A 25,413-nucleotide genomic window follows, 5' to 3' on the forward strand; every position below is an offset into this window, starting at 1 on the left:
GCACGCTCGCTTAATCACTCAGGAATTTGATCTGCACAAACGGATTGAGCAGGCTGGAAACCAATTGCAGCGACGGCACGATCTGGCCGATCACCTCGTTCCAGCTGCCCACCTTGCTCAGCGGCACATACACGATGTCGCCCGACTCGAGCAGGAACGGCGCGGCCTCGCCGCGCATGATCCGCGAGGCGTCTACCGTAATGAACGTGGCCCGGTCGCCCTCCGCCCGAATGATGCGAATATCCTCGAGTCGGCCGCGGGTAATGTCGGTCGAGCTCAAGCCGGCCAGGCTCAATGCCTGCAGCAGATCCAGGCGGCCGTTCGTGAACGGCACCGCGCCGCCCTTGGACACGGCGCCGAAGACGAAGGCCTGTTCGCTGCTTTTGTCGGGAATGAAGATGGTATCGCCGGCGCGCAGGCGGATGTTCTGGGAGAGGTCCCCCTGGCGCAACAGGCGGTAGAAGTTGATGGGCAGCTTCTGCCCGTCGCGCACGATGTAAGCCCCACGCAGGTTGGCGTTGGCCAGATTGACCGAGCCGCCCAGCGCCAGCGCCTCCATCAGATGAAGCGGACGGTCCGAAAACTTCAGGCCCGGCTGGGCGAACTCGCCGATCAGGTTGTAGCGCATGCTGCCGTTGTTCTGCACCTGCACGGAGACGGAAGGATCCTTGATGTATTCGGACAAGCGCTGCTGCAACAGTGTCCGGATCTCCGCGGTGGTCTTGCCGGCCACCGGCACCGGGCCGAGGAGCGGCACCTGAATGGTGCCGTCGTTGTCCACCACGGTGCCCGCCCCCCTGCCGGACAGGATGGGCGCATTCATGCTGGACAGCTCGGGATGGCGGTAAACGTCGATGCGCAGCAGATCGCCCGGACCCACGCGATAGGTCAGGCCCTCCTGCTCATCCAGCTTGGACTGCATGATGGTTCTTTCCAGAAACTCCGCATGCTGCGATCGCACCGGACTGGGCAGGGCAATCTCTTTGGCGGAGGTCACCGACTCACCTGCCTGCATTGCAGGTTTGTTGGCCGCACATCCCCCAAGGGCCACGAGCGAAGCAATGCCAAACAGCGCTGTAGATACTCCTAGCTTGGTGTTCAAGGTATCCCCCCTCATTTACCAGAGCGCCCAATGCAAAATCGCAGCAAATACGTTTGCATGCGAGGCCGAACCACTTTGATGCTTCAGAATCCAGGAGTTTCGCTTTTTAAGCTTGGGATTAAGGTTGATAGCGGTCTTTCTGCCGCCGGAAAATACAATGAAGCCACATATTTATTTTTGTCGGCGCGCATCAGCACAGTGATGTCCCGCCGACGCGGCCGCTCATCCGTCCTGCATCAAACATGCAAGAGCGGCCAAGCTCATTGCCTCCCCAAACGGGTGTTTGGCTAATCTTGCATGTTTCATAAGGAGAAAATATCAGACCATCGACCGAGCGCCTGCTCGTTTCGCGCGGCCTGCAAAAACGCGATAAATTCAAGAGGCAACAGGCTGGCAGTACGGCGCGGCCCCATGGCAGGAGCATTCTACCGATCCCGCGCCGCCGCCCATTGAGGCAATGGTCCTAGGACTTACGTTGCAAGACGGCAAGAACCCGCTTGCGGTGCTTGCTGGATGGCGCTGCAGCTTGCCGACATAGGGGACAGACAGCGGAAAGAAGCTTTGCAGGCGGAAAGCGAACTCAGCGAAGACAGGTGAATGGGGGTGAGGACGGAGTGAGCATGCAAAAAGGGCCGCATTGACATGCGGCCCTGGGAGATGGTGGCGCTTCAGGGACTCGAACCCCGGACACGCGGATTATGATTCCGCTGCTCTAACCAACTGAGCTAAAGCGCCTTTTGGATTAGCTGTATTTTCCGGTTTAAGCGCGCGCCTGTCAACCTAGACGTTGAAGCGGAAATGCACCACGTCGCCGTCCTGCATGACGTACTCCTTGCCCTCCAGGCGCGCCTTGCCGGTTTCGCGGGCGCCCTGCTCGCCGCGGTACTGGATGAAATCGGCATAGCTGATCACTTCGGCACGGATGAAGCCGCGCTCGAAGTCGCTGTGGATCACGCCAGCGGCCTGGGGCGCGGTGTCGCCCTTGTGGATGGTCCAGGCGCGCACTTCCTTGACCCCGGCGGTGAAGTAGGTCTGCAGCCCCAGCAGGTCGTAGCCGGCCCGGATCACCCGGTTCAGGCCCGGCTCCGAGAGCCCCATCTCCCGCAGGAACTCGACCTTGTCCGCCTCATCCAGCTCGGCGATCTCCGCTTCCAGCGCGGCGCAGACGGGCACCACGCTGGCCTTCTCCCGTGCCGCCCAGGCCTGCACGGCGTCCAGCAGCGGGTTGTCCTGGAAGCCGTCCTCGGCCACGTTGGCGATCACCATGGCCGGCTTGGCGGTGAGCAGGCACAGGGGCTTCAGGCGCGCGGCCTGGTCGGCGTCCATGTCCAGGCTGCGGGCGGTGTGTCCGGCATCCAGGTGCTTCAAAAGGCGCTCGAAGAAGTCGCGCTCGGCCTGGGCGTCCTTGTTGCCGCTCTTGGCGTTCTTCTGGGCGCGCTGCAGCGCCTTGTCCACGGTTTCCATGTCCGCCAGCACCAGCTCGGTGAGCACGATGTCCAGATCGCGCACCGGGTCCACGCTGCCGGCCACGTGCACGATGTCCGTGTCCTCGAAGCAGCGGGCCACGAAGGCGACGGCGTCGGTTTCGCGGATGTGGGCCAGGAACTTGTTGCCCAGCCCCTCACCCTTGGAAGCGCCCGCCACCAGGCCCGCGATGTCCACGAACTCCATGGTGGCCGGCACCACCCGCTCCGGCTTCGCGATCTCCGCCAAGGCATCCAGACGCGGATCCGGCACCGCCACGATGCCCACGTTGGGCTCGATGGTGCAGAAGGGGTAGTTTTCGGCGGCGATGCCCGCCTTGGTCAGTGCGTTGAAGAGCGTGGACTTGCCGACGTTGGGCAGACCCACGATACCACATTTGAATCCCATGCTATCTCCGCGGATTATTTGGCACTGTGCAAGACCTGCATGGCGGCTTCCAGGCGGCCGTCCAGGATGTCGGGCAGCACGCCCAGGGCCCGGTCGATCGCCTCGCGGATCAACTCCTCCTCCGCCGGCGTCGGTCGGCCCAGCACGTAGGATACCACCTGATCCCGATGGCCGGGATGGCCGATGCCGATGCGCAGGCGCAGATACTCGCGCGTGCCCAGATGGGCGTCGAGGTCGCGCAGGCCGTTGTGCCCGCCGTGACCGCCGCCGCGCTTGAGCCGGACCACGCCGGGGGCCAGGTCCAGGTCGTCATGGGCGACCAGGATGCGCTCCGGCGGAATGCGGTAGAAGCGCGCCATGCCGGCTGCCGGCAGGCCGCTCTTGTTCATGTAGAGCTGGGGCAGGCACAGGAAGACGTCCGCCTCCCGCACCCGCAGGCGGCCGCTCAGGCAATGGTGGGACTTGTCCGCGCGCAGGGCGACGCCGGCCTGCCGGCTCAACGCCTCCAGAAACCAGAACCCGGCGTTGTGCCGGGTTCTGTCGTACTCCGCGCCGGGATTGCCCAGACCGACCAGCAGCCAGGATGCGGACATCGGTGCAAGCGCGGCTTAGGCGGCGCCTTCTTCGGTCGGTGCTTCCTCGGCGGCGCCGCGGGGAGCGGACACGTTCACCACCGCCTTGTCGTCGCCGTGGGCCAGGGCCGGCATGGTCACGCCGGCGGGCAGCTGCAGATCGGACAGGTGCAGGGTCTGGCCCTTGTCCAGCTTGGCCACGTCCACCTCGATGAACTCGGGCAGGCGGTCGGCCGGCGCGCTCACCTCGACCTCGACCAGGATGTGATGCAGTTGGCCGCCGCCCAGGCGCACGCCGACGCACTCGGCCTCGCCGACGAAGTGCAGGGGCACGTGGACCAGGATCTGCTGACCGGCCTTCACGCGCTGCAGGTCCACATGCAGGATGCGGGGCTTGTAGGGATGCATCTGCAGATCGCGGATCACGACGTCCTGCGCCGCGCCGTCCGTCTTCAGGCTGATGATGTGGGAGAAGGCGCGCTCATCCTCGATCAGCTTGGCCACCTCGCGGTGCTCCAGGCTGATGGACTGGGCGGGCTCGCCGCCGCCGTAGACCACCGCCGGCAGGCGCTCTCCCCGGCGCATGCGCCGGCTGGCCCGACGGCCGCTCTCTTCCCGCAGTTGGGCGCTCAAAGCGAATTCAGTCATTGTGTTTACTCCTCTAGCGTCTATATGAGCGGGGCGAGGGTTGACGAAACCTTTCTCCCCATTGCCAAACAAAACCCTGCCGCCTGACCGGCGGCAGAGCGGGTTACTCCATGAACAGCGAGCTGACGGAATCCTCGTCGGAGATGCGGCGGATGGTCTCCGCCAGCAATTCCGCCACGCTCAGGGTGCGGATCTTGGACGACTGCTGTCCCCGTTCGTTCAGCGGAATGGTATCCGTGACCACCACCTCGTCCAGGGCCGAGCCCTCGATGCGCTCCACCGCAGTGCCGGACAGCACGGGGTGGGTGGCATAGGCGAACACCTTCTCGGCGCCGTGCTCCTTCAGTGCCGCGGCCGCCTCGCACAGGGTCTTGGCGGTGTCCACCATGTCGTCCATGAGCACGCAGGTGCGGCCGGCCACCTCGCCGATGATGTTCATGACCTGCGCCTCGTTCGGACGCGGTCGGCGCTTGTCGATGATGGCCAGATCCACTTCCAGGCGCTTGGCGATGGCGCGGGCCCGCACCACGCCGCCCACGTCGGGCGAGACGACGATCAGGTTCGGGTAGTTGCGCCGCCAGATGTCGCCGAGCAGGATGGGCGAGGCGTAGATGTTGTCCACCGGCACGTCGAAAAAGCCCTGGATCTGGTCGGCGTGGAGATCCATGGTCAGCACGCGGTCGGCGCCGGCGGTGGTGATCAGGTCGGCCACCAGCTTGGCGGTGATCGGCGTGCGGGCGCGCGACTTACGGTCCTGGCGCGCGTAGCCGTAGTAGGGCACGGCAGCGGTGATGCGGTTGGCCGAGGCGCGCTTGAGCGCGTCGATCATGGCCAGCAGCTCCATCAGATTGTCATTGGTGGGCGCACAGGTGGGCTGCACCACGAAGACATCCTTGCCGCGCACGTTTTCCAGGATTTCGACGAAGACCTCGCCGTCGCTGAAAACACCGACCTCCGCCCGGCCGAGCGGGATGTGGAGATAGCGGGCAATCGCCGCTGCCAAGGAAGGGTTCGCATTGCCCGTGAACACCATCAAGCTGCCGTAGGCCATGGTGTTGATTCTCCCTCAAAGCATGAACATCCTGGCATCAGCCGGGCCGGCCGCCGCGCAAAAATGAAGCAGGCCGTACCGCGCCTGCTCTTTCGCAGTGCATTCTGTCCGACGCCGAACACCCGGGCTGACTTTCAAATGGCTGGGGCGCTAGGATTCGAACCTAGGAATGCCGGAATCAAAATCCGGTGCCTTACCGCTTGGCGACGCCCCAATGACCTCGGGAAATCCCTGCAAAACTGCAATAAATTACTACAATCCGAGCTGTTCGTGTAGAGGATGGCGATTGACGCCCGGGGCCGCGAAGGCCGTCCAGGGCGCGGGGACGCGGGCAGCGACAGTCCGGGCCGCTTCCGCATCGCCGCAAGCGCCGAAGACGCAGGCACCGCTGCCGGTGAGCCGCGCGTCCCGGGCGCCTTGCGCCGCCAGCCAGCTCAGGGCCTGCGCCACCGCGGGATAGCGCGCCTGCACCACGGGCTGCAAGGTGTTCTCCTGCGCCCCCTCCAAGAAGTCGCGTATTGTGAGCAGTGAATGGGACCGTGTCAATTCCGGCGCGGAAAAAACTTCCCGCGTGGACACGGCCACGCCGGGATGCACCACCACGTACCAAGGCGTGGGCAGGTCGGGCAGCGGCTGCAATGCCTCGCCCACCCCCTCGGCCCATGCCGCCCGGCCGCGCACGAAAACAGGCACATCCGCTCCCAGGCGCAAGCCCAGCTCGGCCAGCTCGTCCATGCTCAGACCGAGATCCAGCAGCCGGTTGAGCACCAGCAGGGTGGTGGCGGCGTCGGAGCTGCCGCCGCCCAGGCCGCCGCCGAGCGGCAGGTGCTTGTCCAGGTGGATGCCCACCCCTTCGCGCTGGCCGGTTTCGTCCTGCAGCAGCTGCGCCGCCCGCACGCAGAGGTCATCCGCCGGCGCCACGCCGTCCAGGCCGCTCAGGCGCCGCGGCCCGCGCCCGGGCAAGGAAAGATAGGCGAGCCGGTCGCCATGCCCCAGGAACTGAAAGGCCGTCTGCAACAGATGATAGCCGTCGTCGCGCCGGCCGACGACGCGCAGCATGAGATTCAGCTTCGCCGGCGCCGGATACCAAACCAACTCCTCAGCCATGGGTCTTCAGCCGTTGGGCCGCGCCGCAGCGGTGGGCAGCGGGGCGGCAAAGCGCAGATCCCAGCGGCGCACCAGCACCTTGACCGTCACCTGATTGGGCCCGCTGACCAGCAGGCGCGCCGGCATATAGACGCCTTCCACCGGGGTGTAGTCCTGGTACCGCACCTCCCAATCCCCCTGCCGCAAAGTCGCGGGCCGGCCCTCGGCGTCGTGGGTCACCGCGGCCGGCTGGCCCGGCTCGGGCTGCCCCCGCAGCCAGTAGGACAGTCCCTCCAGCGGCAAGGGGAGCGGCGAGCGCTGGGCCAGCAGCGCAGCCATGTCACTGCCACGCACCTCGTAGCCGTCGGCGAACTTCGCATAGGCGCCCTGGGCATCCTGGCTCAGCAGCAGCACGGTCCGGCCCAGCGGGTCGGTCATGCGCAGGACCTCGGCCCCGTTGTCGCGCTGCCACTGGAAGCCCACGCTGTTGCCGTCGTTGCCGACCTGCACTGCCGCCCGCCCTTCCGCGGACCAGGACTGCAGCTTCGCCAGCACGAGCTCGCGCTCAGCCGGCGGCAACGGCGGCAGCGGCCCTGGCGGTACCGTGGCGCAGCCCTGGACCAGCAGCGCGCACGCCCCGAGCGCGGCCAGCCGCAGCCTGACGCGATATGTAACAGATAAGCATTTCCGGATCTTCACTGCTTCAGACGCTCCTGCAGGGCGGCGTGGCCGGGATCGGCCTGGGCGGCGGCGCGCCAGACCATGCGGGCTTCATCCTTGCGGCCCAACGCCCAGAGCACGTCGCCCAGGTGGGTGGCGATTTCGGGGTCGTTGGGACGCCGCTCCAGCGCTTTGCGCAGGTAGGCTTCGGCCTCGCGGCTCTTGCCCTGCCGGTGCAGGACCCAGCCCATGCTGTCCAGGATGAAGGGATCTTCGGGCGCCAACTCCAACGCCTTGCGCAGCAGCGACTCGGCCTCCGGCAGCCGCACGCCGCGCTCGGCCAGACTGTAGCCGATGAAGTTGTAGGCATGAGCGTTGCGCGGCTCCAGCTTGATCACCTCGCGCATGTCCCGCTCCATGGCGGCGTAGTCGCCCAGGCGCTCATGCACGGCGGCGCGCTGGTACAGGAGATCGCCCTGGCGCGGCTGACGGGCCAGCGCCCCGTTGATTATGGCCAGCGCCTGCCGGGGCTGCTTGTCCTCCAGCGCCAGCTCCGCCTGCATCAGGGGCACCTGGATCAGATCCGGAAACTGCTTCTCCAACGCGGCGAGCCGGGCGCGCGCCGCCGCGGCATTGCCGAGCTTGTGCTCCAGCTGCGCCATGCGAAGCTGCGCCTCGGGATAGAGGCTCCCCTTGTTGATGTCCGCATACCACTGCAGAGCCTGGGCGGCCTGCCCCCGCTCCTCATTCAGGCGGCCCAGGTAGTAGCGCGCGGTGACCTGCTCCGGCGCCAGCTCCAGGGCGCGCCGCAGCTGCACCTCGGCACTGTCCCAGCGCCCACGCTGCATGTCGATGAGCCCGAGCGCCAGCGCCACGTCGGGATTGTCCGGCTGATCCTGGCGCATGCGCTCATAGGCGGCGTAGGCCTCGTCCCAGCGCTCCTGGCGCAGGAGCAGGGCGGCCTGATACAGGCGCACGTCCTGGGCACCGGGGTGCTTGTCCAGATACTCCTGCAGGAAACGGCTGGCGTCCTGGTCACCCTGGCCGCGGGCCAGGGCGACGGCAAGGGCAAGGGCGGCATCGTCCCAGTCCGGGCGCTTGGCCAGGGCGGTGCGGAACGCCTCGACGGCCGCCGCATCCTGGCCCCGGCGCATCTGCAGGTGGCCCAGCGCATAGTAGGCGGCCGGCATCTCGGGATTACGCTTGACGAAATCCTGCAGCACCAGCTCGGCCTGCTGGAGCTGGCCATTGGCCGCCAGGATCTCGCTCAGCTGCAAGTATACGTCGGCGCGTTCGGGGTAGCGCTCCAGCAGACTCTGCAGCAGGCGCACCCCCTCCTCCCGCTGGCCCGTGCTGACCAGCAGGGCGGCAAGATACTGGGTGGGCTCAGGCTGGTCCGGCGCCAGCGCGGCCCAGCGCCGGGCCAGCGGGAGGGCATCCTGCAGCCGGCCCACCTGGGTCAGGGCACGAGTGGCTCGCGCCAGCACCACCGCATCCGGTGTGACTTCCGCGGCCTGCTTCCAGGCTTCCGCCGCCAGGGGCAGATTGCCGCTTTGCAGAGCGAACTCGGCCAGCAGCAGATCGAACATGCCCTGGCCGGTCAGCAGGCTGGGCTTGCCCTCGGCCTGGGCGACGCGCGCCTCGGATGGCTGCTTGGCCGCTTCCTTGGCCTCCTTCGCCTCCTTCGCCTCCTTCGCCTCCTTGGCGTCCTGCTGCGCCGCCTGCGGCTTGCCGGCCATGGCCGCGCACCCGCCCAAGGTCATGAGCAGCGGCAGCAGCACAGCCATCCGTAAGTATTTCTCTTTCACAGGCTTTCCTTTGGACCCGATGACATTGCGGCAGTCGCCCGGCATGCCGCGGCCGAGGCAGCCGGCGGCTCATCCCCGTCCGGCCGATCGACTTGCATTGCGGGTGCGCTTTTCGGAAAATTGACGGGTTGCGCCCACCGATCATTTCGCCCCACGCAAAGAAACGCGCCGAATATGGCAGCACGTTGGGCAAGGGGCAAGGCGGCAGCCGAGCGTGCCCACCCATTACGGCAGGACATGAACATATTTTCCCTTGGATTGAACCACACCACCGCGCCCGTCGATGTGCGCGAACGGGTGGCTTTTGCCAACGATCTGCTCGGCGCCGCCCACCAGAACCTGCTGGCCCGCAGCGGCGCGCGGGAAGCCGTGATACTGTCCACCTGCAATCGCACCGAGCTGTACTATAGCACCAATTCGGAGGAAGCTGGCAGCGTCTCCCGCTGGCTGGGAGAATACCACCATTTGTCCAGCGAAGCGCTACAACCTTATCTCTACCTGCATCAGGGCGACGAGGCGGTCCGCCACCTGTTCCGGGTCGCCGCCGGACTGGACTCCCTGGTGCTGGGCGAACCCCAGATCCTCGGCCAGCTCAAGGCCGCCTATCAGCAGGCCTGCCAGGCGCAGAGCGTCGGCCCCCTCTTCAACCGCCTGTTCCACTGGAGCTTTTCCGTGGCCAAGCGGGTGCGCACGGAAACCGCCATCGGCGGCCAAGCCGTCAGCGTCGCCTTCGCCGCCGTGAGCCTGGCCAAACGCATCTTCGGCAATCTGTACTCCCAGCAAGTGCTGCTCATCGGTGCCGGCGAGACCATCGAACTGGTGGCGCGCCATTTGCGCGAGCAGGGCGTCAGCCAAATGACCGTGGCCAATCGCACCGTGGAACGCGCCCTGCCCCTGGCCGAGGAGTTCGACGCGCGCGTCATCAGCCTGGAACAGATCCCCGACGCGCTGGAACAGGCCGACATCGTGGTCAGCTCCACCGCCAGCCCGCTGCCCATCCTGGGCAAGGGCAGCGTCGAACGCGCCCTGAAGGCGCGCCGCCACCGCCCCATCTTCATGGTCGACATCGCCGTGCCGCGCGACATCGAGCCCGAGGTGGCGGAACTGCCGGACATCTATCTCTACACCGTCGACGACCTGCAGGACATCATCCAGGAAAACCTGCAGGCCCGGCGCAGCGCCGCCGCGGCCGCGGAACAGATCATCGCCGAGGAGGTCGCGGCCTTCGGCCGCTGGCGCCAGGGATTGGAAACGGTGCCCACCATCCGCCTGCTGCGCGAACATGCCGACCGCCTGCGCCGGCAGGAGCTGGAGCGGGCCCTGCGCCATCTGCACCAGGGTCAGGACCCGGAGCAGGTACTCGAATACCTGTCCCAGGGGCTCATGAACAAGCTCCTGCACCAACCCACCGTGGCCCTGCGCGCCGCCGGCGAGGGTGCCGACAGCAGCGGCCTGGTGGCCGCCCTGCACATGCTCTTCGATCTCGACAAGAACCCATGACATTGAACCCCCGCCTTCAGGAAAAGCTGGAACGTCTCGCCGAGCGCTTCGAAGAGGTCAACGGCCTGCTCGCCGACCCGCAGATCATCCAGGACCAGACCCGCTTCCAGCAACTGTCCCGGGAGCACGCCGAGCTGAGCCCCATGGTGGACGCGCTGACGCGTCACCGCAAGGCCAGCGAGGAACTGGAGCAGGCGCGCAGCATGGCCGCCTCCGAGAGCGATCCCGAGCTGCGCGAGCTGGCGGTCCAGGAAGCCGAGGACATCCAGCAGCGCCTGGACGCGCTCGCCCTGGAGCTGCAGAAGCTCATGCTGCCCAAGGATCCCAACGACGAACGCAACATCTTCCTCGAGATCCGCGCCGGCACCGGCGGCGAGGAAGCCGCCCTCTTCGCCGGCGACCTGCTGCGCATGTACAGCCGCTACGCGGAGAATCGCGGCTGGCGCGCCGAGATAGTCTCCGCTTCCGAGTCGGACCTGGGCGGCTACAAGGAGGCCATCGTGGAGATCACCGGGCGCGGCGCCTACTCGCGCCTGAAATTCGAGTCCGGCGGTCACCGCGTGCAGCGGGTGCCGGAAACCGAGACTCAGGGCCGCATTCATACCTCCGCCTGCACGGTGGCCGTGCTGCCCGTGGCCGACGAAGTCACCGCCGTGGACATCAACCCCGCCGACCTGCGCGTCGACACCTACCGCGCCAGCGGCGCCGGCGGCCAGCACGTGAACAAGACCGACTCGGCGGTGCGCATCACCCACCTGCCCACCGGCATCGTGGTGGCCTGCCAGGAGGATCGCTCCCAGCACAAGAACCGGGCGCGCGCCATGAGCCTGCTGGCGGCCAAGCTGCTGGAGATCGAGCAGGAAAAGCAGAGCAGCGCCCAGGCCAGCGCGCGCAAGCTGATGGTCGGCTCGGGCGACCGCTCCGAACGCATCCGCACCTACAACTTCCCCCAAGGCCGCGTCACCGACCACCGCATCAATCTGACCCTCTACAAGCTGGACCAGGTCCTGGCCGGCAACCTGGACCCGCTCATCGAGCCGCTGATCAACGAGTATCAGGCGGATCAGTTGGCAGCGCTGGGCGGGGAGTGACGTGGGCGGTGAAGGGTGAAAGGTGACAACGGCGACACGGCCGACCGCGCCTCACCGAGCGCGGGTCGCTCCGTCAAGCAGGCACTGCAAGCGGCGCAGGCGCAACTGGCGGCGGTTTCCGACACGCCGCGCCTGGATGCGGAGCTGCTTCTGGCCCACGCGCTCGAGCGGGACCGGGGTTTTCTCCGGCGCGAGCCCGAATACCGCCTGACTGACGAGGCCGCGGCGCGCTTCACGGCTCTGCTCGAACGCCGTCGGGCCGGCGAGCCGGTGGCCTACCTCATCGGACGCGGCGGCTTCTGGAGCCTCGAACTGGCGCTGAGCCCGGCGGTGCTCATCCCGCGTCCGGACACCGAGGCCCTGGTGGAGCAGGCGCTGGCAGCCCTGCCCCCGACATCGCCGGCGCGCGCGCTGGACCTTGGCACCGGCAGCGGCGCCGTCGCCTTGGCCATCGCCGCCGAGCGGCCGCAGGCGGAAGTCTGGGCGGTCGAACGCAGCCCAGCGGCCCTGGCGGTGGCGGAGGCCAATGGCCGCGCCCTGGGCCTAAGCGTGCACTGGCTGCTCGGCGACTGGTTCAGTCCCCTGCCCGCCGAGCTGCGCTTCGATCTCATCCTGAGCAACCCCCCCTACATCGCCGCCGCCGACCCGCACCTGGCGCAACTGCGCTTCGAGCCGCAGGCAGCCCTGGTCAGCGGCCCGGACGGCTTGGACGACATCCGCCACCTCATTCGACACGCCCCCCAGCGCCTGCACCCCGGCGGCCGGCTTCTGCTGGAGCACGGCTGGGAGCAGGGAGCCGCCGTGCGGGCTCTGCTCGCGCAGCGCGGCTTTGCCGAGGTGGAGACCTGGCGGGACCTGGGAGGGCGGGAGCGGGTGAGCGGCGGGGTTTGGCAGGGGGAGCGCCAAGGCTGAAACGCATGCGACACCTCGCCAAGCCAGGCAGCCGCCGCAAATTGCAGGAGCGAGCTCGCTCGCGATCACCCAGCCGGCCGGCGCGCTATCGCGGGCAAGCCCGCTCCCACGGCCCGTACCTTGCCCTTTCCGGGCGGAAGAGGTTCTCCGGGGAGCGCGGCGGGCGCAGGATGTAGGAGCGAGCTTGCTCGCGATTAACGGGCGGCCGCCACGGCGGATCGCGAGCCAGTCCGCCCCTATGGCCGGCGGCGACAGCGGGATGGCAGGGGGAGCTCCACCTCGGCGTCGCGCCGGACCGGCGCGCACAAGGATCGTAGGAGCGAGCTTGCTCGCAATCCGCCGTGCCGGCCGCCCGAGCATCGCGGGTCTGGCCGCTCCGGCTTGCAGCCACCCCTCACTCCTTCCACAATTCCCCGCACCTCCTTACGCGAGCAAAGCCAAACGCCCATGCCCGAACTGCCCGAAGTCGAGACCACCCGCCGCGGCATCGCGCCGCATCTGACCGGCCGGCGCATCGCAGATGTCACCGTCCGCAACCCCAATCTGCGCTGGCCGGTGCCCGCCGACCTGGCCGAGCGGGTGCGCGGCCGGCAGATCCAGGCGGTGCGGCGGCGCGCCAAGTACCTGGTGCTGGAGTTGGATGCCGGCGCCCTGCTCATCCACCTCGGGATGTCCGGCAACCTGCGGGTGCTGCCGGGCGACAGTCCCGCCCGTCCGCACGACCATGTGGACCTGATGCTGGATGACGGCCGCATGCTGCGCCTGAACGACCCGCGCCGCTTCGGCGCCGTGCTGTGGACCGCCGACTGGCGCAGCCATCCGCTCATCGCCGGTTTGGGCCCGGAACCCTTTGACGAGGCGTTCACGGGGGACTACCTGTATGAGCGCGCCCAAGGGCGCCAGCAGGCGGTCAAGAACTTCATCATGGATGCGCGGGTGGTGACCGGCGTCGGCAACATCTACGCCAGCGAGGCCCTGTTCCGGGCAGGCATCCATCCGGCGCGTGCCGCCGGCCGCATCGGACGGGAGCGCTATGGACGCCTGGCCGCCGCCATCCGCGAAGTACTGGAGGCCTCCATCGCCGCCGGCGGCACGACTCTGCGCGATTTCACCGACCCGAGTGGCAAACCGGGCTACTTTGTTCTATCTCTACAGGTATACGGCCGGGCGGATCTGCCCTGCCCCCGTTGCGGCGGCGCCGTCCGCCAGCAGCGGATCGGGCAGCGCAGCAGCTTTTTTTGTGCCCGCTGCCAGCACTAGAAGAACGACAACACCAGAATAACGAGACGAACGCCACACAGGGTGCCCATGGAAGAGCAACAGCCCATCGTTGTCCAGCTTGCCGCTTTCAATCAATGGCGCAACGCCGTCGCCACGCAGATCCAAACTCTCGAACGTCTCATCGCCGACAGCGGTCTGTTGCCGGGCAGTGCCCTGCTGCGCATGGGCAACCTGGCCCACTGCATCGCCAACGACCAGCTGCGCGTGGCCTTCGTGGGCGAGTTCTCCCGGGGCAAGTCGGAACTGATCAACGCCCTTTTCTTCAGCAACTACGGCGGCCGTCTGCTGCCTTCCGCCTCGGGCCAGACCACCATGTGCCCGGTCGAGATCCAGCATGCGCCCATGGGCGTGCCCGGCATGCGCTTGCTGCCCATCGCCAGCCGCGGCCTCGATCACACCATCAAGGACCTGAAAAAGAACCAGAGCATCTGGCAAAAGTTTCCCCTGCCGCTGGAACAGGCCAGCCAGCGCACCGCCGCCCTGCAGCACCTGACCGACACCATTTGCGTGGGGGTGGAGGAGGCGCGCCGCATCGGCCTGTGCCCGCCGTTGAACCAGACCCGCAAGGATCGGCTGAATACCGTCTGCCCCCCCTGCGGCCTGGGCAAGGTGCAGATTCCGCGCTGGCGCCACGGCATCATCTGCCTGCCCCATCCGGTCCTGGCCGCCGGGCTCACCATCCTGGACACGCCCGGCCTGAACGCCATCGGGGCCGAGCCGGAGCTGACCCTGGCCATGCTGATGGAGGCCAACGCCATCGTCTTCATCCTGGGCGCGGACACCGGCGTCACCCAGAGCGACCTGGACATCTGGGAGAACTACCTGGCCCGCAACCCGCGCCAGAACCATCTGGTGGTGCTCAACAAGATCGACACCCTGTGGGACGAGCTCAAGGACCCCGAGGAGATCGAGGAGGAAATCCAGGAGCAGGTCCGGCGGACCGCGGAGCGCCTGGGCGTGGACACCGCCCAGGTACTCGCCGTATCGGCGCAGAAGGCCCTGCTCGGTCGAATCAAGCAGAACGAGGAGTTGGTGGAGAAGAGCCGGATCGAGGCGCTGGAACTGGCCATCGCCCACAACCTGATCCCGGCCAAGCGGCGCAAGATCTGCGACGAGGTGCGGACCACCATCGACCGCATCTTCGCCGACCAGCAGATGCTCCTGACCAACCAGATCAAAGATCTGGAACAGAACCACCACTCCCTCTTCGCCCTCAAGGACCAGACCGAGGACAAAGTGCCCAAGCTGCTGGCCGCCCACCGGCAGACCATCACCCAGTTCGAGCAGGATCGCCTGCGCTTCGAGCAGAAAAAGCGCGACTTTCTCTCCCAGGCCGAGCACCTGCTGTTCTCCCTGCTGGATCCGGTCGCCATCGACCTGGTGATCAGCAACGCCAAAAACGAAATGCTGAGCGCCTGGACGACGGCGGGCATCCAGGAGCGCCTGCGGCAGTTCTTCACGGAGACCCTGAGCCGTTTCGAAAAGGCCCTGCACGGTGCGGAGCGCCTGAACACGCTGATGCTGATCAGCTACAGCGACCTGGAAAGCCGCTATGGCCTGCCCCACCTGAATGCCTTGCCCTATGCCATCATGCCGCGCCGGGCCGAGCTCATGGAGATGGCAGAGCATTATGAAAGCTTCGGCAAGCGGCTGGAGATCGCGGTGAACACCCAGAGCGCGGTGGTGCGCAAGGCATTCCTGACGGTGGCGCAGCGGGTCCGGGACTTCGTGGCCGAAACGCTGAGCCAGGCTCAGGTGTGGGTGGACGAGGTCATCACGGTGATGGAAAAGCAGCTGGAGTTGCACACCCAGCGGGTGCAGCAGCAGCTGCAGAATCTGCAGCAGATCGAGCAGGTCCTGGGCAGCCTGGACACGCGCATCGGCCAGGTGATCGAGGAAATCGCGCAAAAGCGCAAGCAACAAAACCAACTCAAGGCGGCCTACGCGCCGCTCAAGCAACTGCTGGAAGAACAGCCCGGCCCCGGCAACGCCTCGGTCCCGCCGCAGGCCGCCGCTGTCCAGGGAGGCAGCGCGGGCTAGCCCGCCTGCCCCGTGATCACCAGGAACTTCTGCTGAAGCTGTTCCTTGCTTTCCTTGTGGTCAGGGCTGACGTGAATGCACTCCACGGGGCACACCTCCACGCACTGGGGGGTATCGTAGTGCCCCACGCATTCGGTGCACAGATTGGGATCGATGACGTAGATCTCCTCCCCCTGCGAAATGGCCCCGTTGGGGCATTCCGGCTCGCAAACGTCGCAGTTGATGCATTCATCGGTGATCATGAGGGCCATGGGCTTTCCTCTCCAGCGCAACAGGTAGCAGACAAACGCCCGCCGGGCGGGCCGACCTGCCGCCGCGGCTTCGGGTGACTGCGCCACACGCCGCAGAGCAAGTGCAGACAGTTTACATCAAAGAGGGCGCGTTATCAGCCACCTGGCGGTAGCGGGCCAGCAGCGCCTCGGCCACCAGCGGGTGAACGAAGGCGTTCACGTCGCCGCCGAGGCGGCTGATCTCCCGCACCAGGCTCGACGACAGGAAGGTGTGCTGATCGCTGGTCATCAGGAACAGGGTCTCGATCTGCGGGTCCATGCGGCGGTTGATGGAGGCCAGTTGGAACTCGTGCTCGAAATCGGAGATGGCGCGCAGGCCGCGCAGGATCACGTTGGCGCCCTCCCGGTGCACGCAGTCGATCAGCAGTCCCTCGAAGGTCAGGACCCGCACGTTGGGCAGGTCCGCCAGCACGGCCGCCGCCAGGCTGGCCCGCTGCGCCAGCGGGAACACGGGCTGCTTGTCCGTGTCCTTGGCCACGGCGACCACCACCTCCTCGAAGAGCCGGGCCGCGCGCCGGACCAGGTCCTCGTGGCCGTTGGTGATGGGGTCGAAGGTGCCGGGATACAGGGCACGCTGCACGGCTTTGCTCTCGCTCAACTATCCTCCCGCATGATCGGCGCCGTCAGCCCACCTGCTGGCGCTCACACAGATTATAACCGATCCCGCCGCTGCGTTTGGCCCGGATGAGCCGCCAGGTGGGCGGCACGAGCTGCGGCAGTTCGGCCGTCCGCTCCGCCTCCAGCTCCACATAGATCATGGCCTCCGGAGCCAGCCAGCCGCCCTGCTCCAGCAGCGCCGCCACCCGCGGAATCCAGTTCTGCCCGTAGGGGGGGTCCAGGAACACGATGTCGAAGGACGTGGCCGGCCCTTTCAGGTAGGCCAGCGCATCCATGGCCTTCACCACGGCGCCGGGCAGGGCGCAGAGGCCGACGTTCTCCTGCAGCACCGCCAGATGCCGCCGGTCCCTTTCCACCAGCACCGCTTCCCGCGCCCCGCGGGACAGGGCCTCCAGCCCCAGGGCGCCGCTGCCGGCGAAGAGGTCCAGGACCCGGGCGCCGGGCAGCCGCGGCGCCAGCCAATTGAACAGCGTCTCGCGCACCCGGTCGGCGGTGGGACGCACCCCCCGACCGGTCGGGGTCTTCAGGCGCCGGCCCCGGCACTGACCGCCGATGATGCGCAGGCTCACTTGGCGGCGACGAAGTCCGGCCCCGGCGGCTGGGTGCCGACGGCCACCACCACCATGCGCGCCGGGTCCAGGTGCCGGGCGAGCGCCCGGCGGATGTCCTCGGCGCTCACCGCTTCCACCCGCTGCCGGAAGGTGTCCAGATAGTCGAGCGGCAGCCCGTACACGCCGATGAGGCTCAAGTACTCCAGAATCTTGGCGTTGGAATCGATGCGCAGGGGAAAGCCGCCGGTCAGGTTGTCCTTGGCCGCTTTCAGCTCGGCGGGCGTGGGGCCGCTCTGGATGTAGCGGCTCATGGCCTGGCGCATGACTTTCAAGGCCTCGCCGGCCTGCTGGGTAGCGGTCTGCAGACCGGCCTGGAAGGGCCCCTCCCGGCGCAGGGGCAAATTGTAGCTGTAAACGCTGTAGGACAAGCCGCGCTTCTCGCGCACCTCCTCCATGAGCCGCGAACTGAAGCCGCCGCCGCCCAGGGTGTAATTGCCCACCAGCATGGGAAAGTAGTCGGGATCCAGGCGCGCAATGCTCGGCTGCCCCATCAGCACATAGGTCTGGTTCACGGGCATGGCGATGTGGAGCAGCTTGCCCGCCGCCAAGGACGGGACGCTCGGCAGAGCCGGCAGCGGCTCGCCCTTGGGCAGGCTTCCCACCACCTGGCGCACCCAGGCCTCCGCCTCGGCCCGGCTGAGGTCGCCCACCACGGCCACCACCGCGCTGGCGCCGGTGTAATGGCGGCGGTAGAACTCCGCCACCGCCGCCCGGCTGAACTGCGGCACGGCGGCGCGCGTGCCGATCACCGGATGGGCGTAGGGATGCTGGCCGTACGCGGCCTCATAGAATTTCCATTCCGCCACCGTATCCGGGTCCTCTTCCCCTTGGGCGATGGCCGCCAGCGTGCGCTGCCGCTCGCGCTGCAGGGCATCCTCGGGGAAGGTGGGCTGGGTCAGGATCAGGCCGGCCAGTTCGGCTACGGCATTGCGCAGCTTGGGATCGCTCAGGGTTTTGAGCTGAATGCCCGCCTGGTCGCGATCGGCAAAGGCGCTCAATTGCGCGCCGGTGCGGTCCAGCGCTTCGGCAAGGGCGTCGCCGCTCAACTTGCCGGCGCCCTCCTCCAGCAGGCCCGCGGTAAAGGAAGCCAGGCCCGGCAGCGCCGCCGGGTCGCGGGCGGAACCGGCATCGAAGCTCACGCGCATGGCCGCCATGGGAATTTCATGGTTCTCCACGAAGAGCACCCGCGCCCCGTTGTCCAGGCGCCAGGTCTGGATATCGACCGCCAGGGCGGGCAACGGCAGGCAGAGCAGCAGGAAGGCGAAAAACTTAATGCGCATGCTTGAGATCTCCCTCGGCGGGCGGGGTGTTCGGGTCGATGGGCAAGGGCTCCAGCTCGGCCACGGTGCGGTTGGCCGGCACCAGGTACTTGCGCGCCACGGCCTGCACCTGGGCCGGCGTCACGGCGCGGATGCCGGGCACGTACTGATCCACCATGCGCCAGTCCAGGCCCACCGTTTCGTAGGTGCCCAGGCGCATGGCCTGATAGAAGCCCGAATCCAGCCCATAGACCTCCTGCGCCGCCAGCTGGGTCTTGACCTTCTCCAGCTCGGCCTCGCCGACCGGGGTCTCCTGCAGGGTTTGGATCTGCGCATCGAGCGCGGCCAGCAGATCGGCGGGGCGCTTGCCCTGGGCCGGCGTGCCGCCCAGGTAGAAGAGTCCCGGATCGCGGCTGACCAGATCATAGCCCGCCTCCACGCTGCTGGCCACCTGGGATTTGCGCACCAGGTCCTGCTCCAGGCGCGCGCTCTTGCCCTGCGCCAGGACGCCGGCCAGCACCTCCAGGGCGTAGGCTTCCTCGTTGGGGCCGTCCCGGCGCAGGTTGGGCACGTGATAGCCCACCAGCAGATAGGGCAGCTGCGCCGGCGCCTTTACCTGCACCCGCCGTTCTCCCTGCTGCCGGGGCTCGGGCCTGGGCTTGACCTCGGGCACCCGGCGCGGCTTCAGCGGACCGTAGTAGCGCTCCGCCAGGGCCCTGACCTGCTGCGGCTTGACGTCGCCGACCACCACCAGGGTCGCGTTGTTGGGCGCGTAGAATTGCTGATACCAGGGACGCAGGTCGGTCACCCGCAGGCTGTCCAGGTCGCCCATCCAGCCGATGACCGGATGCTGGTAGCCGTTGGCCACGTAGGCGGTGGCCATCAGCATCTCCTGGGTCTTGGCCCGGGGATTGTTCTCGGTGCGCAGACGCCGCTCCTCCTTGACCACTTCGACTTCTTTCTTAAAATCCTCGGGACGCAGCAGCAGGTTCTGCATGCGGTCCGCCTCCAGGCGGAAGCTGATGGGCAGGCGGTCGGCGGCCAACTGCTGGAAATAGGCGGTATAATCGAGCCCGGTGAAGGCGTTTTCGCGTCCGCCCTGGCTGGCGATGATGCGGGAGAACTGGCCCGGGCCGAGCTGGGTGGTGCCCTTGAACATCATGTGCTCGAGCACGTGCGACAGGCCCGTATAGCCCCCGCTCTCGTAGCTGGAGCCCACCTTGTACCAGATCTGGGCGGTGGCCACCGGCGCCCGGTGGTCGGGCTTGACTAGCACCCGCAGCCCGTTGGGCAGGGTGAATTCGGTCACGGGCTCGGCGGCGGCACCGCCGCCGAGCGCCAGGCCGAGCCACAGGCCGAAGGCCGCCGCGACATGAGGTCTTGATATTTTCCGTCTTTGCGTCATAGTGATCCTCAATGTGTATGTGTTCGACCAGCCACAGCACCGATTTCCATCGCCCGCGACCGGCCCACGCCGGCCCCGGCGCTTTTCCAGACTGGCTGCGCACGCCCTGGCGGCTATATTAGCCGCAATCACCCCGACACTGACAAGCCTGGCTACGGAAAATTCATATGTTCGACTTCTTCAAGCGCAACAAGGGCAAATCACCGGAGAGCGGAACCGAGCCGTCCGAGCCGCCGGCAGCGGCGCCCCAAGCTCCCGAGCAACCTGCGGACACGCCGGCGCCTGAAGCGGAGAAGGGCCTCTTCGGCCTGTTCAAGAAAGCCCCGGCACCCGAGCCGGAAAGCGCGCCCGCCGAGCCGGAGGAGGCGGCAGCCGCACCGGCGGCCGAGCCGGGACTGCGGGGAATGTTCCGGAAGGCGCCGCCTCCCGAAGCCGCGCCGGCCGAGCCGGCGGCGGAAAACGAAAAGAAGGGCTTCTTCGCCCGCCTCAAGGACGGCCTGACCCGCACCCGCGAAGGGCTGGTCAACGGCATTGACCGCCTCACCTTCGGCAAGAAGCAGATCGACGACGAACTGCTGGAGGACCTGGAAGGCCTGCTCCTGAGCGCCGACATCGGCGTCGAGGCCACCAATGAAATCATCCGCAACGTGACCGAGCGCGTCCGGCGCAAGGACCTGACCGACCCCGCCGCCCTCGCGCAGGCGGTGCGCCAGTCGCTGCTGGACATCCTGCGGCCGCGGGCGCAGCCCTGGCAGCCGCCCCGCGGCCAAGGCACCCGGGTGCTGATGATGGTGGGCATCAACGGCGCCGGCAAGACCACCACCATCGGCAAGCTGGCCGCCGCCTGGCAGGCGCAGGGCAGCAAGGTGGTGCTGGCGGCCGGCGACACCTTCCGCGCCGCCGCCGTGGAGCAGCTGCAGCGCTGGGGCGAGCGCATCGGCGTGCCGGTGATTGCCCAGCATACCGGCGCCGACAGCGCCTCGGTGGTCTACGACGGCTTCGCCGCCGCCCAGAGCCGGCAGGCGGACGTGCTGATCGCCGACACCGCCGGACGCCTGCACACCCAGAGCAACCTCATGGAGGAGCTGAAAAAGATCAAGCGCGTGCTCGGCAAGCTCGATCCGCAGGCGCCCCACGAGATCTGGCTGGTGCTCGACGCCGGCACGGGCCAGAATGCCATCAACCAAGCCAAGCAGTTCCACGAAGCCGTGGGCCTGACCGGCATCTGCATCACCAAGCTGGACGGCACGGCCAAGGGCGGCGTCATCGCCGCCATCGCCAAGGCGCTGCCCATCCCCATCCGCTACATCGGCGTCGGCGAAAAGCCCGAGGATCTGCGCCCCTTCGACGCGGAGGCCTTCGTCGAGGCCCTGTTCAGCACGACCACCCGGCAGTGAGCTCCATGATCCGCGCCATCAACGTCAGCAAGCACTATCCCGGCGGCCGCAACGTGCTGCAGGAAATCGACCTGCATCTGCCCAAGGGGCAGATGGCCTTCCTCACCGGCCCCTCGGGAGCGGGCAAGAGCACGCTCCTGAAGCTCATCGCCCGCATCGAGACCGTCAGCCGCGGCACCCTGCTACTCGACGGCCAGGATCTGGCCAAGCTCAAGCGGCGCCACATCCCGCAACTGCGCCGCCAGCTGGGCATCGTGTTCCAGGACCACAAGCTGCTGGCGGACCGCAGCGTCTTCGCCAATGTGGCGCTGACGCTGCAGGTGGCGGGGGTGCGGCGCGCCCATATCAAAAGCCGGGTGCGCGCCGCCCTGGATCAGGTGGGCCTGAGCGGGCGGGAGCAGGACTCGCCCCTGAGCCTGTCGGGCGGCGAGCAGCAGCGGGTGGGCATCGCCCGCGCCATCGTCCATAGCCCCAAGGTGCTCATCGCCGACGAACCGACCGGCAACCTGGACCCGCAACTGAGCAGCGAAATCATGGACCTTTTCCGCAATCTCAACCGGCACGGCATGACCCTGCTGATCGCCACCCACGATCTCGGCCAGGTGGAGCGTCTGGATTGTCCCGTCTATGCCCTGCAGCATGGCCGCCTGCAAAATCAGGAGGCCCGCCCATGAGCCTGTACCGCCACTGGGACGCCCTCGGCAGCTCCCTGCGTCATCTGGTGACCCATCCCGTGGGCAGCCTCATGACGCTGAGCGTGCTGGCCATCGCACTGGCCCTGCCCGCCGGGCTCTATGTCCTGCTCCACAATGCCGGCAATCTGCTGTCGGCCTGGGAGGAGCAGGCGCAGGTCTCGCTTTTTCTGAAAGACGAGGTCTCCACGGCAGAAGCGCAGGCGCTGCGGGCCGAAATCGCCCGCCTGCCGGGCATCCGGGAGGTCAAGTACGTGGACAAGGAGGCGGCCCGCCAGGAGTTCAAACAGCTGTCCGGCTTCGGCGACGCCCTGGATGCGCTGGAGGACAATCCCCTGCCCGCTTCCCTGGTGGTCGGCATCGATCCGACTCATTACCGCCCGCAACAGATCCAGGCGCTGGTGCAGCGCTGGTCCGAGGACCCGCGGGTGGACACGGCCCAGTACGATCTCGACTGGGTGGCGCGCCTGCAGGCCATGCTGGATCTGGCCGAGCGCGCCGTCAGCATCCTCGCCGTGCTGCTGGCCGTCGGCGTGGTGCTGATCGTCGGCAACACCATCCGCCTGAACATCATGAATCGCCGCGAGGAAATCGCCGTGGCCAAGCTGGTGGGCGCCAGCAACAGCTTCGTGCGCCTGCCCTTTCTGTACCACGGCTTCATCCAGGGAGCGCTGGCCGGCGCCCTGGCCTGGGCCACCGTGGTGATCGGCATCGCGCTCCTGCAGGATCCCACGGCGCACCTGGCCAATCTTTACGGCGCCATCTTCCGGCTCCGCTATCTATCGCCGGAGCAGGGCGGCGCCCTGGTGCTCGGCGGCGCCCTGCTCGGCTGGCTGGGCTCGGCGCTGGCCGCGCAGCGGCACTTGCGGGCGATTCAATGATGGGGCATGATCAACAAAGCGGACCTGTTGGTACGATATAAACTTTTGATAGTCTCGCCGGTCTAAGAAGCTCAGCTTATGGGAGTGGGAGGGTATCGATGAACACATTGCCTATCACGCTTGCGCCGTCTGCCGAGGACATGAGCAGCTATCTGCGCGCGGTGAACAGCCAACCCATACTCAGCCTGGAAGAAGAAATCCAGTTGGGCCGCGCCCTGCGCGACCACAACGACCTCAACGCCGCCTACCGGCTCATCATGAGCCACTTGCGCTTCGTGGTGCGCATCGCGCGCGGCTACCGGGGCTACGGCCTGCCGGAACCGGACCTGATCCAGGAAGGCAACATCGGCCTCATGAAGGCGGTGCGGCGCTTCGATCCCGATCGCGGCGTGCGCCTGGTCTCCTTCGCCGTGCACTGGATCAAGGCGGAAATCCAGGAGTTCATCATCCGCAACTGGCGCATCGTCAAGGTGGCCACCACCAAGTCCCAGCGCAAGCTGTTCTTCAATCTGCGCAGCAGTCGGCAGAAGCTGGGCTGGATCGGCGAGCAGGAGAGCCAGGCGCTGGCCGCCGAGCTGGGGGTCAGCCCGGCCGAAGTGCTGGAGATGGAGTCCCGCCTCAGCGGGCGCGACCTGCCGCTGGAACAGCCCGACGAAAACGGCGACGCGCCGGGCTATACCTATGTGGCCGACCTGGTGGACGAGTCGCCGTCCCCGGTCGAGCAGCTCACCGCCAAGGACTGGGACGAACGCCAGCATGCCTCGCTGGCGGAAGCCCTGGAGCATCTGCCGGAACGCGACCGCGTGATCATCCAGAACCGCTGGCTGCGGGAAGAGCCCAAGACCCTGCAGGCGCTGGGAGACGAGCTGGGAGTCTCCGCCGAGCGCGTGCGCCAGCTGGAAAAGCAGGCCATGGGCAAGCTGAAGCAGTACCTGGGCCCCTTGCAGGAAGGCTGATCCCGCGCGCCCGGTTCAGGCGTCCCAGCGGCGTCTTGCCGACACCCCTCCGCCCGTCCGGGCCGAGGGGTTGCTTATTTTCCCCACGGGACGGTACTGCCGGGAGGGCGGGCTGGCCTGGGGACACCGCGCTTTTCCGGCGCTCCATTGCGACGCGCCAGCATCGTCAATTTTTTGACGAACCCGCCTTGCATTTGACCGAAGCTGGGCTATTTCCCTGAACGAACCCGCGCCGCCGAGCGGCGCGACCCGAATAAAAAGCTGTTGGAGTTTGCTGCATCATGAAGTTCGGAACCCTCCCCCTGCAGTTCGCCCTGCTCATGGGCCTGTGTCATCTGCCCCTGAGCGCCGGCGCCGCCGGCTATCCCTTCAGCATCGAAACCCAAAAAGCCGAAGACCGCGCCGCCATCGTCGCCACCAACACCGGCCTGGCTCCGGTGCAGCTGAAGCTGACCTTTACCGGCAGTCAAAACGCCTCGGTCGCCCCCGGGGGCATCCTGGACTTCCTGGTGCCGCCGCAAAGCAGCGTCCGGGTCGCCGACATCGCCCGCGCCGAGCCCAGCCGTCCCTGGTCCTACGATTACAAGTACGACTGGTGCATCGGCGATCCGGCGGCCAGTCCCGCCGCCGATGCCGTCTACCGGCTGCCCTTCGCCGACGGCGAGCAGTACAAGCTGACCCAGGCCCCGGGCGGCCCGGTCATCACCCACGACACGCCCGACTCCCGCTACGCGGTGGATATCGCCATGCCCAAAGGCGCCCCCGTGCTCGCGGCGCGCGGCGGCATCGTGATGGATGCGGTCAGCCGCTACGGCGACGGCCGCAAGGCGGAGGAATTCCGGGACAAGGCGAACTACGTGCGCATCCTGCACGACGACGGCACCTGGGCCGAATACTTCCACCTGCTGCGCGACAGCATCCCGGTCGTTCCCGGCCAGCGGGTCGAAGCCGGCGCGCTCATCGGCTTGGCCGGCACCAGCGGCTACTCGGATGGGCCGCACCTGCACTTCTCGGTGCAAAGAAACGCGGGCAACCAGGTGGTGTCGCTGCCGTTCCAGTTCTATACCGCGGACCGGGGCACCTTCGTGCCGGCGGCGGGCGAAGTGCTCTACGCCGATTACCGGAATCCCGCCCGCCAACTGGCTGCCCAGGAAGCCGGCGCCGCGCTGCCCGATAGTGGACAGCCGTCCACCGGCAGCGGCGCCAAAGCCGCGGACGGCGCTCGCCCCCGCGCCGAATGAATCCGGGTCAGCGCCGGTCGACGGCGCACAGGACCTGACCACCGAACTCCGGTCCGTAGGAACTGAACCCCTCGACCGTCTCAAAGCACTGCCCGGTCACGTGCAGATTGCGGATCAGCCCAAGCTCGAACTTGCGCGGCTCGGGCTCCCGTTGCGGCTTGGCGTCGTCGGCCGTCTGCATGCCGCTGACGACGATGCGGCCGGTACCGGAGCGGTAGACCACGTAGGGCTCGAAGGCACGGTAAGTGAACTCCCGGGCATAGCGAAAGCGCAGCACCCGCCGTTGCCGGATAGCGGTGCATATCTCCTGTTCCAGCAGCAATTTCCGATACGCCGTCATGGCTGCGCCTCTGGCCATCACCGTACACGTGAAAGGACTCAGCGCATCATAAAACCACCCCCTCGCCTGGTCATGCTCCTTTGGTCGAGGGCCGTCCGCG

Annotated in this window: 24 protein-coding genes and 2 tRNA genes; 10 read left to right on the top strand and 16 right to left on the bottom strand. The window is 67.3% G+C overall.

The window, feature by feature from the left end:
* Positions 1 to 10 precede the first annotated feature (10 nt).
* From G579_RS15015 to G579_RS15020, 10 genes are all read right to left on the bottom strand, one after another.
* A complete protein-coding gene (locus tag G579_RS15015; protein WP_038017476.1) occupies positions 11 to 922 on the bottom strand; it encodes a polysaccharide biosynthesis/export family protein in 912 nt (303 codons plus the stop codon).
* A gap of 838 nt (positions 923 to 1,760) precedes the next feature.
* A tRNA-Met gene (locus G579_RS0100700) sits at positions 1,761 to 1,837 on the bottom strand.
* A gap of 45 nt (positions 1,838 to 1,882) precedes the next feature.
* On the bottom strand, positions 1,883 to 2,974 hold the full coding sequence (gene ychF / locus G579_RS0100705) for a redox-regulated ATPase YchF (RefSeq protein WP_028988658.1): 1,092 nt from the start codon (positions 2,972 to 2,974) through the stop codon (positions 1,883 to 1,885).
* Positions 2,975 to 2,988: 14 nt separating this feature from the next.
* The gene (pth, locus tag G579_RS0100710) at positions 2,989 to 3,567 is read right to left on the bottom strand and encodes an aminoacyl-tRNA hydrolase (RefSeq protein ID WP_028988659.1); all 579 of its coding nucleotides are present in this window, start codon (positions 3,565 to 3,567) and stop codon (positions 2,989 to 2,991) included.
* A 15-nt stretch (positions 3,568 to 3,582) separates the two neighbouring features.
* The gene (locus G579_RS0100715) at positions 3,583 to 4,194 is read right to left on the bottom strand and encodes a 50S ribosomal protein L25/general stress protein Ctc (protein ID WP_028988660.1); all 612 of its coding nucleotides are present in this window, start codon (positions 4,192 to 4,194) and stop codon (positions 3,583 to 3,585) included.
* Positions 4,195 to 4,297: 103 nt separating this feature from the next.
* Entirely contained in the window at positions 4,298 to 5,245 is a 948-nt protein-coding gene (locus tag G579_RS0100720) for a ribose-phosphate pyrophosphokinase (protein ID WP_028988661.1), read from the bottom strand.
* Between the two features lie 139 nt (positions 5,246 to 5,384).
* A tRNA-Gln gene (locus tag G579_RS0100725) sits at positions 5,385 to 5,459 on the bottom strand.
* Between the two features lie 38 nt (positions 5,460 to 5,497).
* Positions 5,498 to 6,352, bottom strand: coding sequence for a 4-(cytidine 5'-diphospho)-2-C-methyl-D-erythritol kinase (gene ispE, locus G579_RS0100730; RefSeq protein ID WP_028988662.1), 855 nt, complete (start codon positions 6,350 to 6,352; stop codon positions 5,498 to 5,500).
* A gap of 6 nt (positions 6,353 to 6,358) precedes the next feature.
* Positions 6,359 to 7,030, bottom strand: a complete 672-nt coding sequence (lolB, locus tag G579_RS0100735) for a lipoprotein insertase outer membrane protein LolB (RefSeq protein WP_162142945.1) — start codon at positions 7,028 to 7,030, stop codon at positions 6,359 to 6,361.
* Positions 7,027 to 8,799, bottom strand: a complete 1,773-nt coding sequence (locus G579_RS15020) for a tetratricopeptide repeat protein (RefSeq protein ID WP_155989684.1) — start codon at positions 8,797 to 8,799, stop codon at positions 7,027 to 7,029. Before G579_RS15020 ends, lolB begins: the two co-directional genes overlap by 4 nt.
* A 237-nt stretch (positions 8,800 to 9,036) precedes the next feature.
* On the opposite strand from G579_RS15020, the gene hemA reads away from it, so the two are divergent.
* From hemA to G579_RS15025, 5 genes are all read left to right on the top strand, one after another.
* Entirely contained in the window at positions 9,037 to 10,299 is a 1,263-nt protein-coding gene (hemA, locus tag G579_RS0100745; RefSeq protein ID WP_028988664.1) for a glutamyl-tRNA reductase, read from the top strand.
* A complete protein-coding gene (prfA, locus tag G579_RS0100750; protein WP_038017366.1) occupies positions 10,296 to 11,390 on the top strand; it encodes a peptide chain release factor 1 in 1,095 nt (364 codons plus the stop codon). The genes hemA and prfA overlap by 4 nt, the downstream gene beginning before the upstream one ends.
* Before the next feature lie 15 nt (positions 11,391 to 11,405).
* Positions 11,406 to 12,302 carry a peptide chain release factor N(5)-glutamine methyltransferase gene (prmC, locus tag G579_RS0100755; protein ID WP_230973763.1) on the top strand — a complete coding sequence of 299 codons (897 nt, stop codon included), beginning with the start codon at positions 11,406 to 11,408 and terminating at the stop codon, positions 12,300 to 12,302.
* 447 nt (positions 12,303 to 12,749) lie between these two features.
* Positions 12,750 to 13,562, top strand: coding sequence for a bifunctional DNA-formamidopyrimidine glycosylase/DNA-(apurinic or apyrimidinic site) lyase (gene mutM, locus G579_RS0100760; protein ID WP_028988667.1), 813 nt, complete (start codon positions 12,750 to 12,752; stop codon positions 13,560 to 13,562).
* A 48-nt stretch (positions 13,563 to 13,610) separates the two neighbouring features.
* Complete coding sequence (locus G579_RS15025) at positions 13,611 to 15,623, top strand: dynamin family protein (protein ID WP_081662482.1); 2,013 nt, start codon at positions 13,611 to 13,613, stop codon at positions 15,621 to 15,623.
* Here the strand turns inward: G579_RS15025 and G579_RS0100770 are convergent.
* The 5 genes from G579_RS0100770 to G579_RS0100790 all read right to left on the bottom strand — a co-directional run bounded on the left by G579_RS0100770 (position 15,620) and on the right by G579_RS0100790 (position 19,806).
* Positions 15,620 to 15,874 (bottom strand): YfhL family 4Fe-4S dicluster ferredoxin, encoded by a 255-nt coding sequence (locus G579_RS0100770; RefSeq protein WP_028988668.1) that lies wholly within the window; start codon positions 15,872 to 15,874, stop codon positions 15,620 to 15,622. The two genes, G579_RS15025 and G579_RS0100770, sit on opposite strands and share 4 nt — an antisense overlap.
* A 112-nt stretch (positions 15,875 to 15,986) precedes the next feature.
* Positions 15,987 to 16,511 (bottom strand): pantetheine-phosphate adenylyltransferase, encoded by a 525-nt coding sequence (gene coaD / locus G579_RS0100775; RefSeq protein ID WP_038017370.1) that lies wholly within the window; start codon positions 16,509 to 16,511, stop codon positions 15,987 to 15,989.
* Positions 16,512 to 16,536: 25 nt separating this feature from the next.
* The gene (gene rsmD, locus G579_RS0100780; protein WP_028988670.1) at positions 16,537 to 17,100 is read right to left on the bottom strand and encodes a 16S rRNA (guanine(966)-N(2))-methyltransferase RsmD; all 564 of its coding nucleotides are present in this window, start codon (positions 17,098 to 17,100) and stop codon (positions 16,537 to 16,539) included.
* Complete coding sequence (locus G579_RS0100785; RefSeq protein WP_028988671.1) at positions 17,097 to 18,422, bottom strand: M16 family metallopeptidase; 1,326 nt, start codon at positions 18,420 to 18,422, stop codon at positions 17,097 to 17,099. The genes rsmD and G579_RS0100785 overlap by 4 nt, the downstream gene beginning before the upstream one ends.
* Positions 18,412 to 19,806, bottom strand: a complete 1,395-nt coding sequence (locus G579_RS0100790; RefSeq protein ID WP_051180660.1) for a M16 family metallopeptidase — start codon at positions 19,804 to 19,806, stop codon at positions 18,412 to 18,414. The genes G579_RS0100785 and G579_RS0100790 overlap by 11 nt, the downstream gene beginning before the upstream one ends.
* Before the next feature lie 167 nt (positions 19,807 to 19,973).
* On the opposite strand from G579_RS0100790, the gene ftsY reads away from it, so the two are divergent.
* The 5 genes from ftsY (at position 19,974) to G579_RS15030 (ending at position 24,973) form a co-directional block, all read left to right on the top strand.
* A complete protein-coding gene (gene ftsY / locus G579_RS0100795) occupies positions 19,974 to 21,203 on the top strand; it encodes a signal recognition particle-docking protein FtsY (RefSeq protein ID WP_038017376.1) in 1,230 nt (409 codons plus the stop codon).
* 5 nt (positions 21,204 to 21,208) lie between these two features.
* Positions 21,209 to 21,877 (top strand): cell division ATP-binding protein FtsE, encoded by a 669-nt coding sequence (gene ftsE, locus G579_RS0100800; RefSeq protein WP_028988674.1) that lies wholly within the window; start codon positions 21,209 to 21,211, stop codon positions 21,875 to 21,877.
* The gene (gene ftsX, locus G579_RS0100805) at positions 21,874 to 22,776 is read left to right on the top strand and encodes a permease-like cell division protein FtsX (RefSeq protein WP_028988675.1); all 903 of its coding nucleotides are present in this window, start codon (positions 21,874 to 21,876) and stop codon (positions 22,774 to 22,776) included. The genes ftsE and ftsX overlap by 4 nt, the downstream gene beginning before the upstream one ends.
* 98 nt (positions 22,777 to 22,874) lie before the next feature.
* The gene (gene rpoH / locus G579_RS0100810; RefSeq protein ID WP_028988676.1) at positions 22,875 to 23,732 is read left to right on the top strand and encodes an RNA polymerase sigma factor RpoH; all 858 of its coding nucleotides are present in this window, start codon (positions 22,875 to 22,877) and stop codon (positions 23,730 to 23,732) included.
* A gap of 281 nt (positions 23,733 to 24,013) precedes the next feature.
* Positions 24,014 to 24,973, top strand: coding sequence for a M23 family metallopeptidase (locus G579_RS15030; RefSeq protein ID WP_051180661.1), 960 nt, complete (start codon positions 24,014 to 24,016; stop codon positions 24,971 to 24,973).
* A 7-nt stretch (positions 24,974 to 24,980) separates the two neighbouring features.
* Here G579_RS15030 and G579_RS0100820 read toward each other — a convergent pair whose 3' ends face one another.
* Positions 24,981 to 25,313 (bottom strand): hypothetical protein, encoded by a 333-nt coding sequence (locus G579_RS0100820; protein ID WP_155989686.1) that lies wholly within the window; start codon positions 25,311 to 25,313, stop codon positions 24,981 to 24,983.
* Between the last annotated feature and the right edge of the window lie 100 nt (positions 25,314 to 25,413).

The organism is Thermithiobacillus tepidarius DSM 3134, assembly GCF_000423825.1.
GTDB lineage: Bacteria > Pseudomonadota > Gammaproteobacteria > Acidithiobacillales > Thermithiobacillaceae > Thermithiobacillus > Thermithiobacillus tepidarius.

Excerpts from the sequence above, each read along its gene's own strand:
- G579_RS0100715 (WP_028988660.1), bottom strand. The coding sequence starts at position 4,194 with ATGACTGAATTCGCTTTGAGCGCCCAACTGCGGGAAGAGAGCGGCCGT.
- ispE (WP_028988662.1), bottom strand. The coding sequence starts at position 6,352 with ATGGCTGAGGAGTTGGTTTGGTATCCGGCGCCGGCGAAGCTGAATCTC.
- G579_RS0100820 (WP_155989686.1), bottom strand. The coding sequence starts at position 25,313 with ATGACGGCGTATCGGAAATTGCTGCTGGAACAGGAGATATGCACCGCT.
- ychF (WP_028988658.1), bottom strand. The coding sequence starts at position 2,974 with ATGGGATTCAAATGTGGTATCGTGGGTCTGCCCAACGTCGGCAAGTCC.
- rpoH (WP_028988676.1), top strand. The coding sequence starts at position 22,875 with ATGAACACATTGCCTATCACGCTTGCGCCGTCTGCCGAGGACATGAGC.
- mutM (WP_028988667.1), top strand. The coding sequence starts at position 12,750 with ATGCCCGAACTGCCCGAAGTCGAGACCACCCGCCGCGGCATCGCGCCG.
- hemA (WP_028988664.1), top strand. The coding sequence starts at position 9,037 with ATGAACATATTTTCCCTTGGATTGAACCACACCACCGCGCCCGTCGAT.
- G579_RS15030 (WP_051180661.1), top strand. The coding sequence starts at position 24,014 with ATGAAGTTCGGAACCCTCCCCCTGCAGTTCGCCCTGCTCATGGGCCTG.
- G579_RS0100785 (WP_028988671.1), bottom strand. The coding sequence starts at position 18,422 with ATGCGCATTAAGTTTTTCGCCTTCCTGCTGCTCTGCCTGCCGTTGCCC.
- ftsY (WP_038017376.1), top strand. The coding sequence starts at position 19,974 with ATGTTCGACTTCTTCAAGCGCAACAAGGGCAAATCACCGGAGAGCGGA.
- pth (WP_028988659.1), bottom strand. The coding sequence starts at position 3,567 with ATGTCCGCATCCTGGCTGCTGGTCGGTCTGGGCAATCCCGGCGCGGAG.
- ftsX (WP_028988675.1), top strand. The coding sequence starts at position 21,874 with ATGAGCCTGTACCGCCACTGGGACGCCCTCGGCAGCTCCCTGCGTCAT.
- G579_RS15015 (WP_038017476.1), bottom strand. The coding sequence starts at position 922 with ATGCAGTCCAAGCTGGATGAGCAGGAGGGCCTGACCTATCGCGTGGGT.
- prfA (WP_038017366.1), top strand. The coding sequence starts at position 10,296 with ATGACATTGAACCCCCGCCTTCAGGAAAAGCTGGAACGTCTCGCCGAG.
- ftsE (WP_028988674.1), top strand. The coding sequence starts at position 21,209 with ATGATCCGCGCCATCAACGTCAGCAAGCACTATCCCGGCGGCCGCAAC.
- G579_RS0100720 (WP_028988661.1), bottom strand. The coding sequence starts at position 5,245 with ATGGCCTACGGCAGCTTGATGGTGTTCACGGGCAATGCGAACCCTTCC.
- G579_RS0100770 (WP_028988668.1), bottom strand. The coding sequence starts at position 15,874 with ATGGCCCTCATGATCACCGATGAATGCATCAACTGCGACGTTTGCGAG.
- G579_RS15025 (WP_081662482.1), top strand. The coding sequence starts at position 13,611 with ATGGAAGAGCAACAGCCCATCGTTGTCCAGCTTGCCGCTTTCAATCAA.
- G579_RS0100790 (WP_051180660.1), bottom strand. The coding sequence starts at position 19,806 with ATGACGCAAAGACGGAAAATATCAAGACCTCATGTCGCGGCGGCCTTC.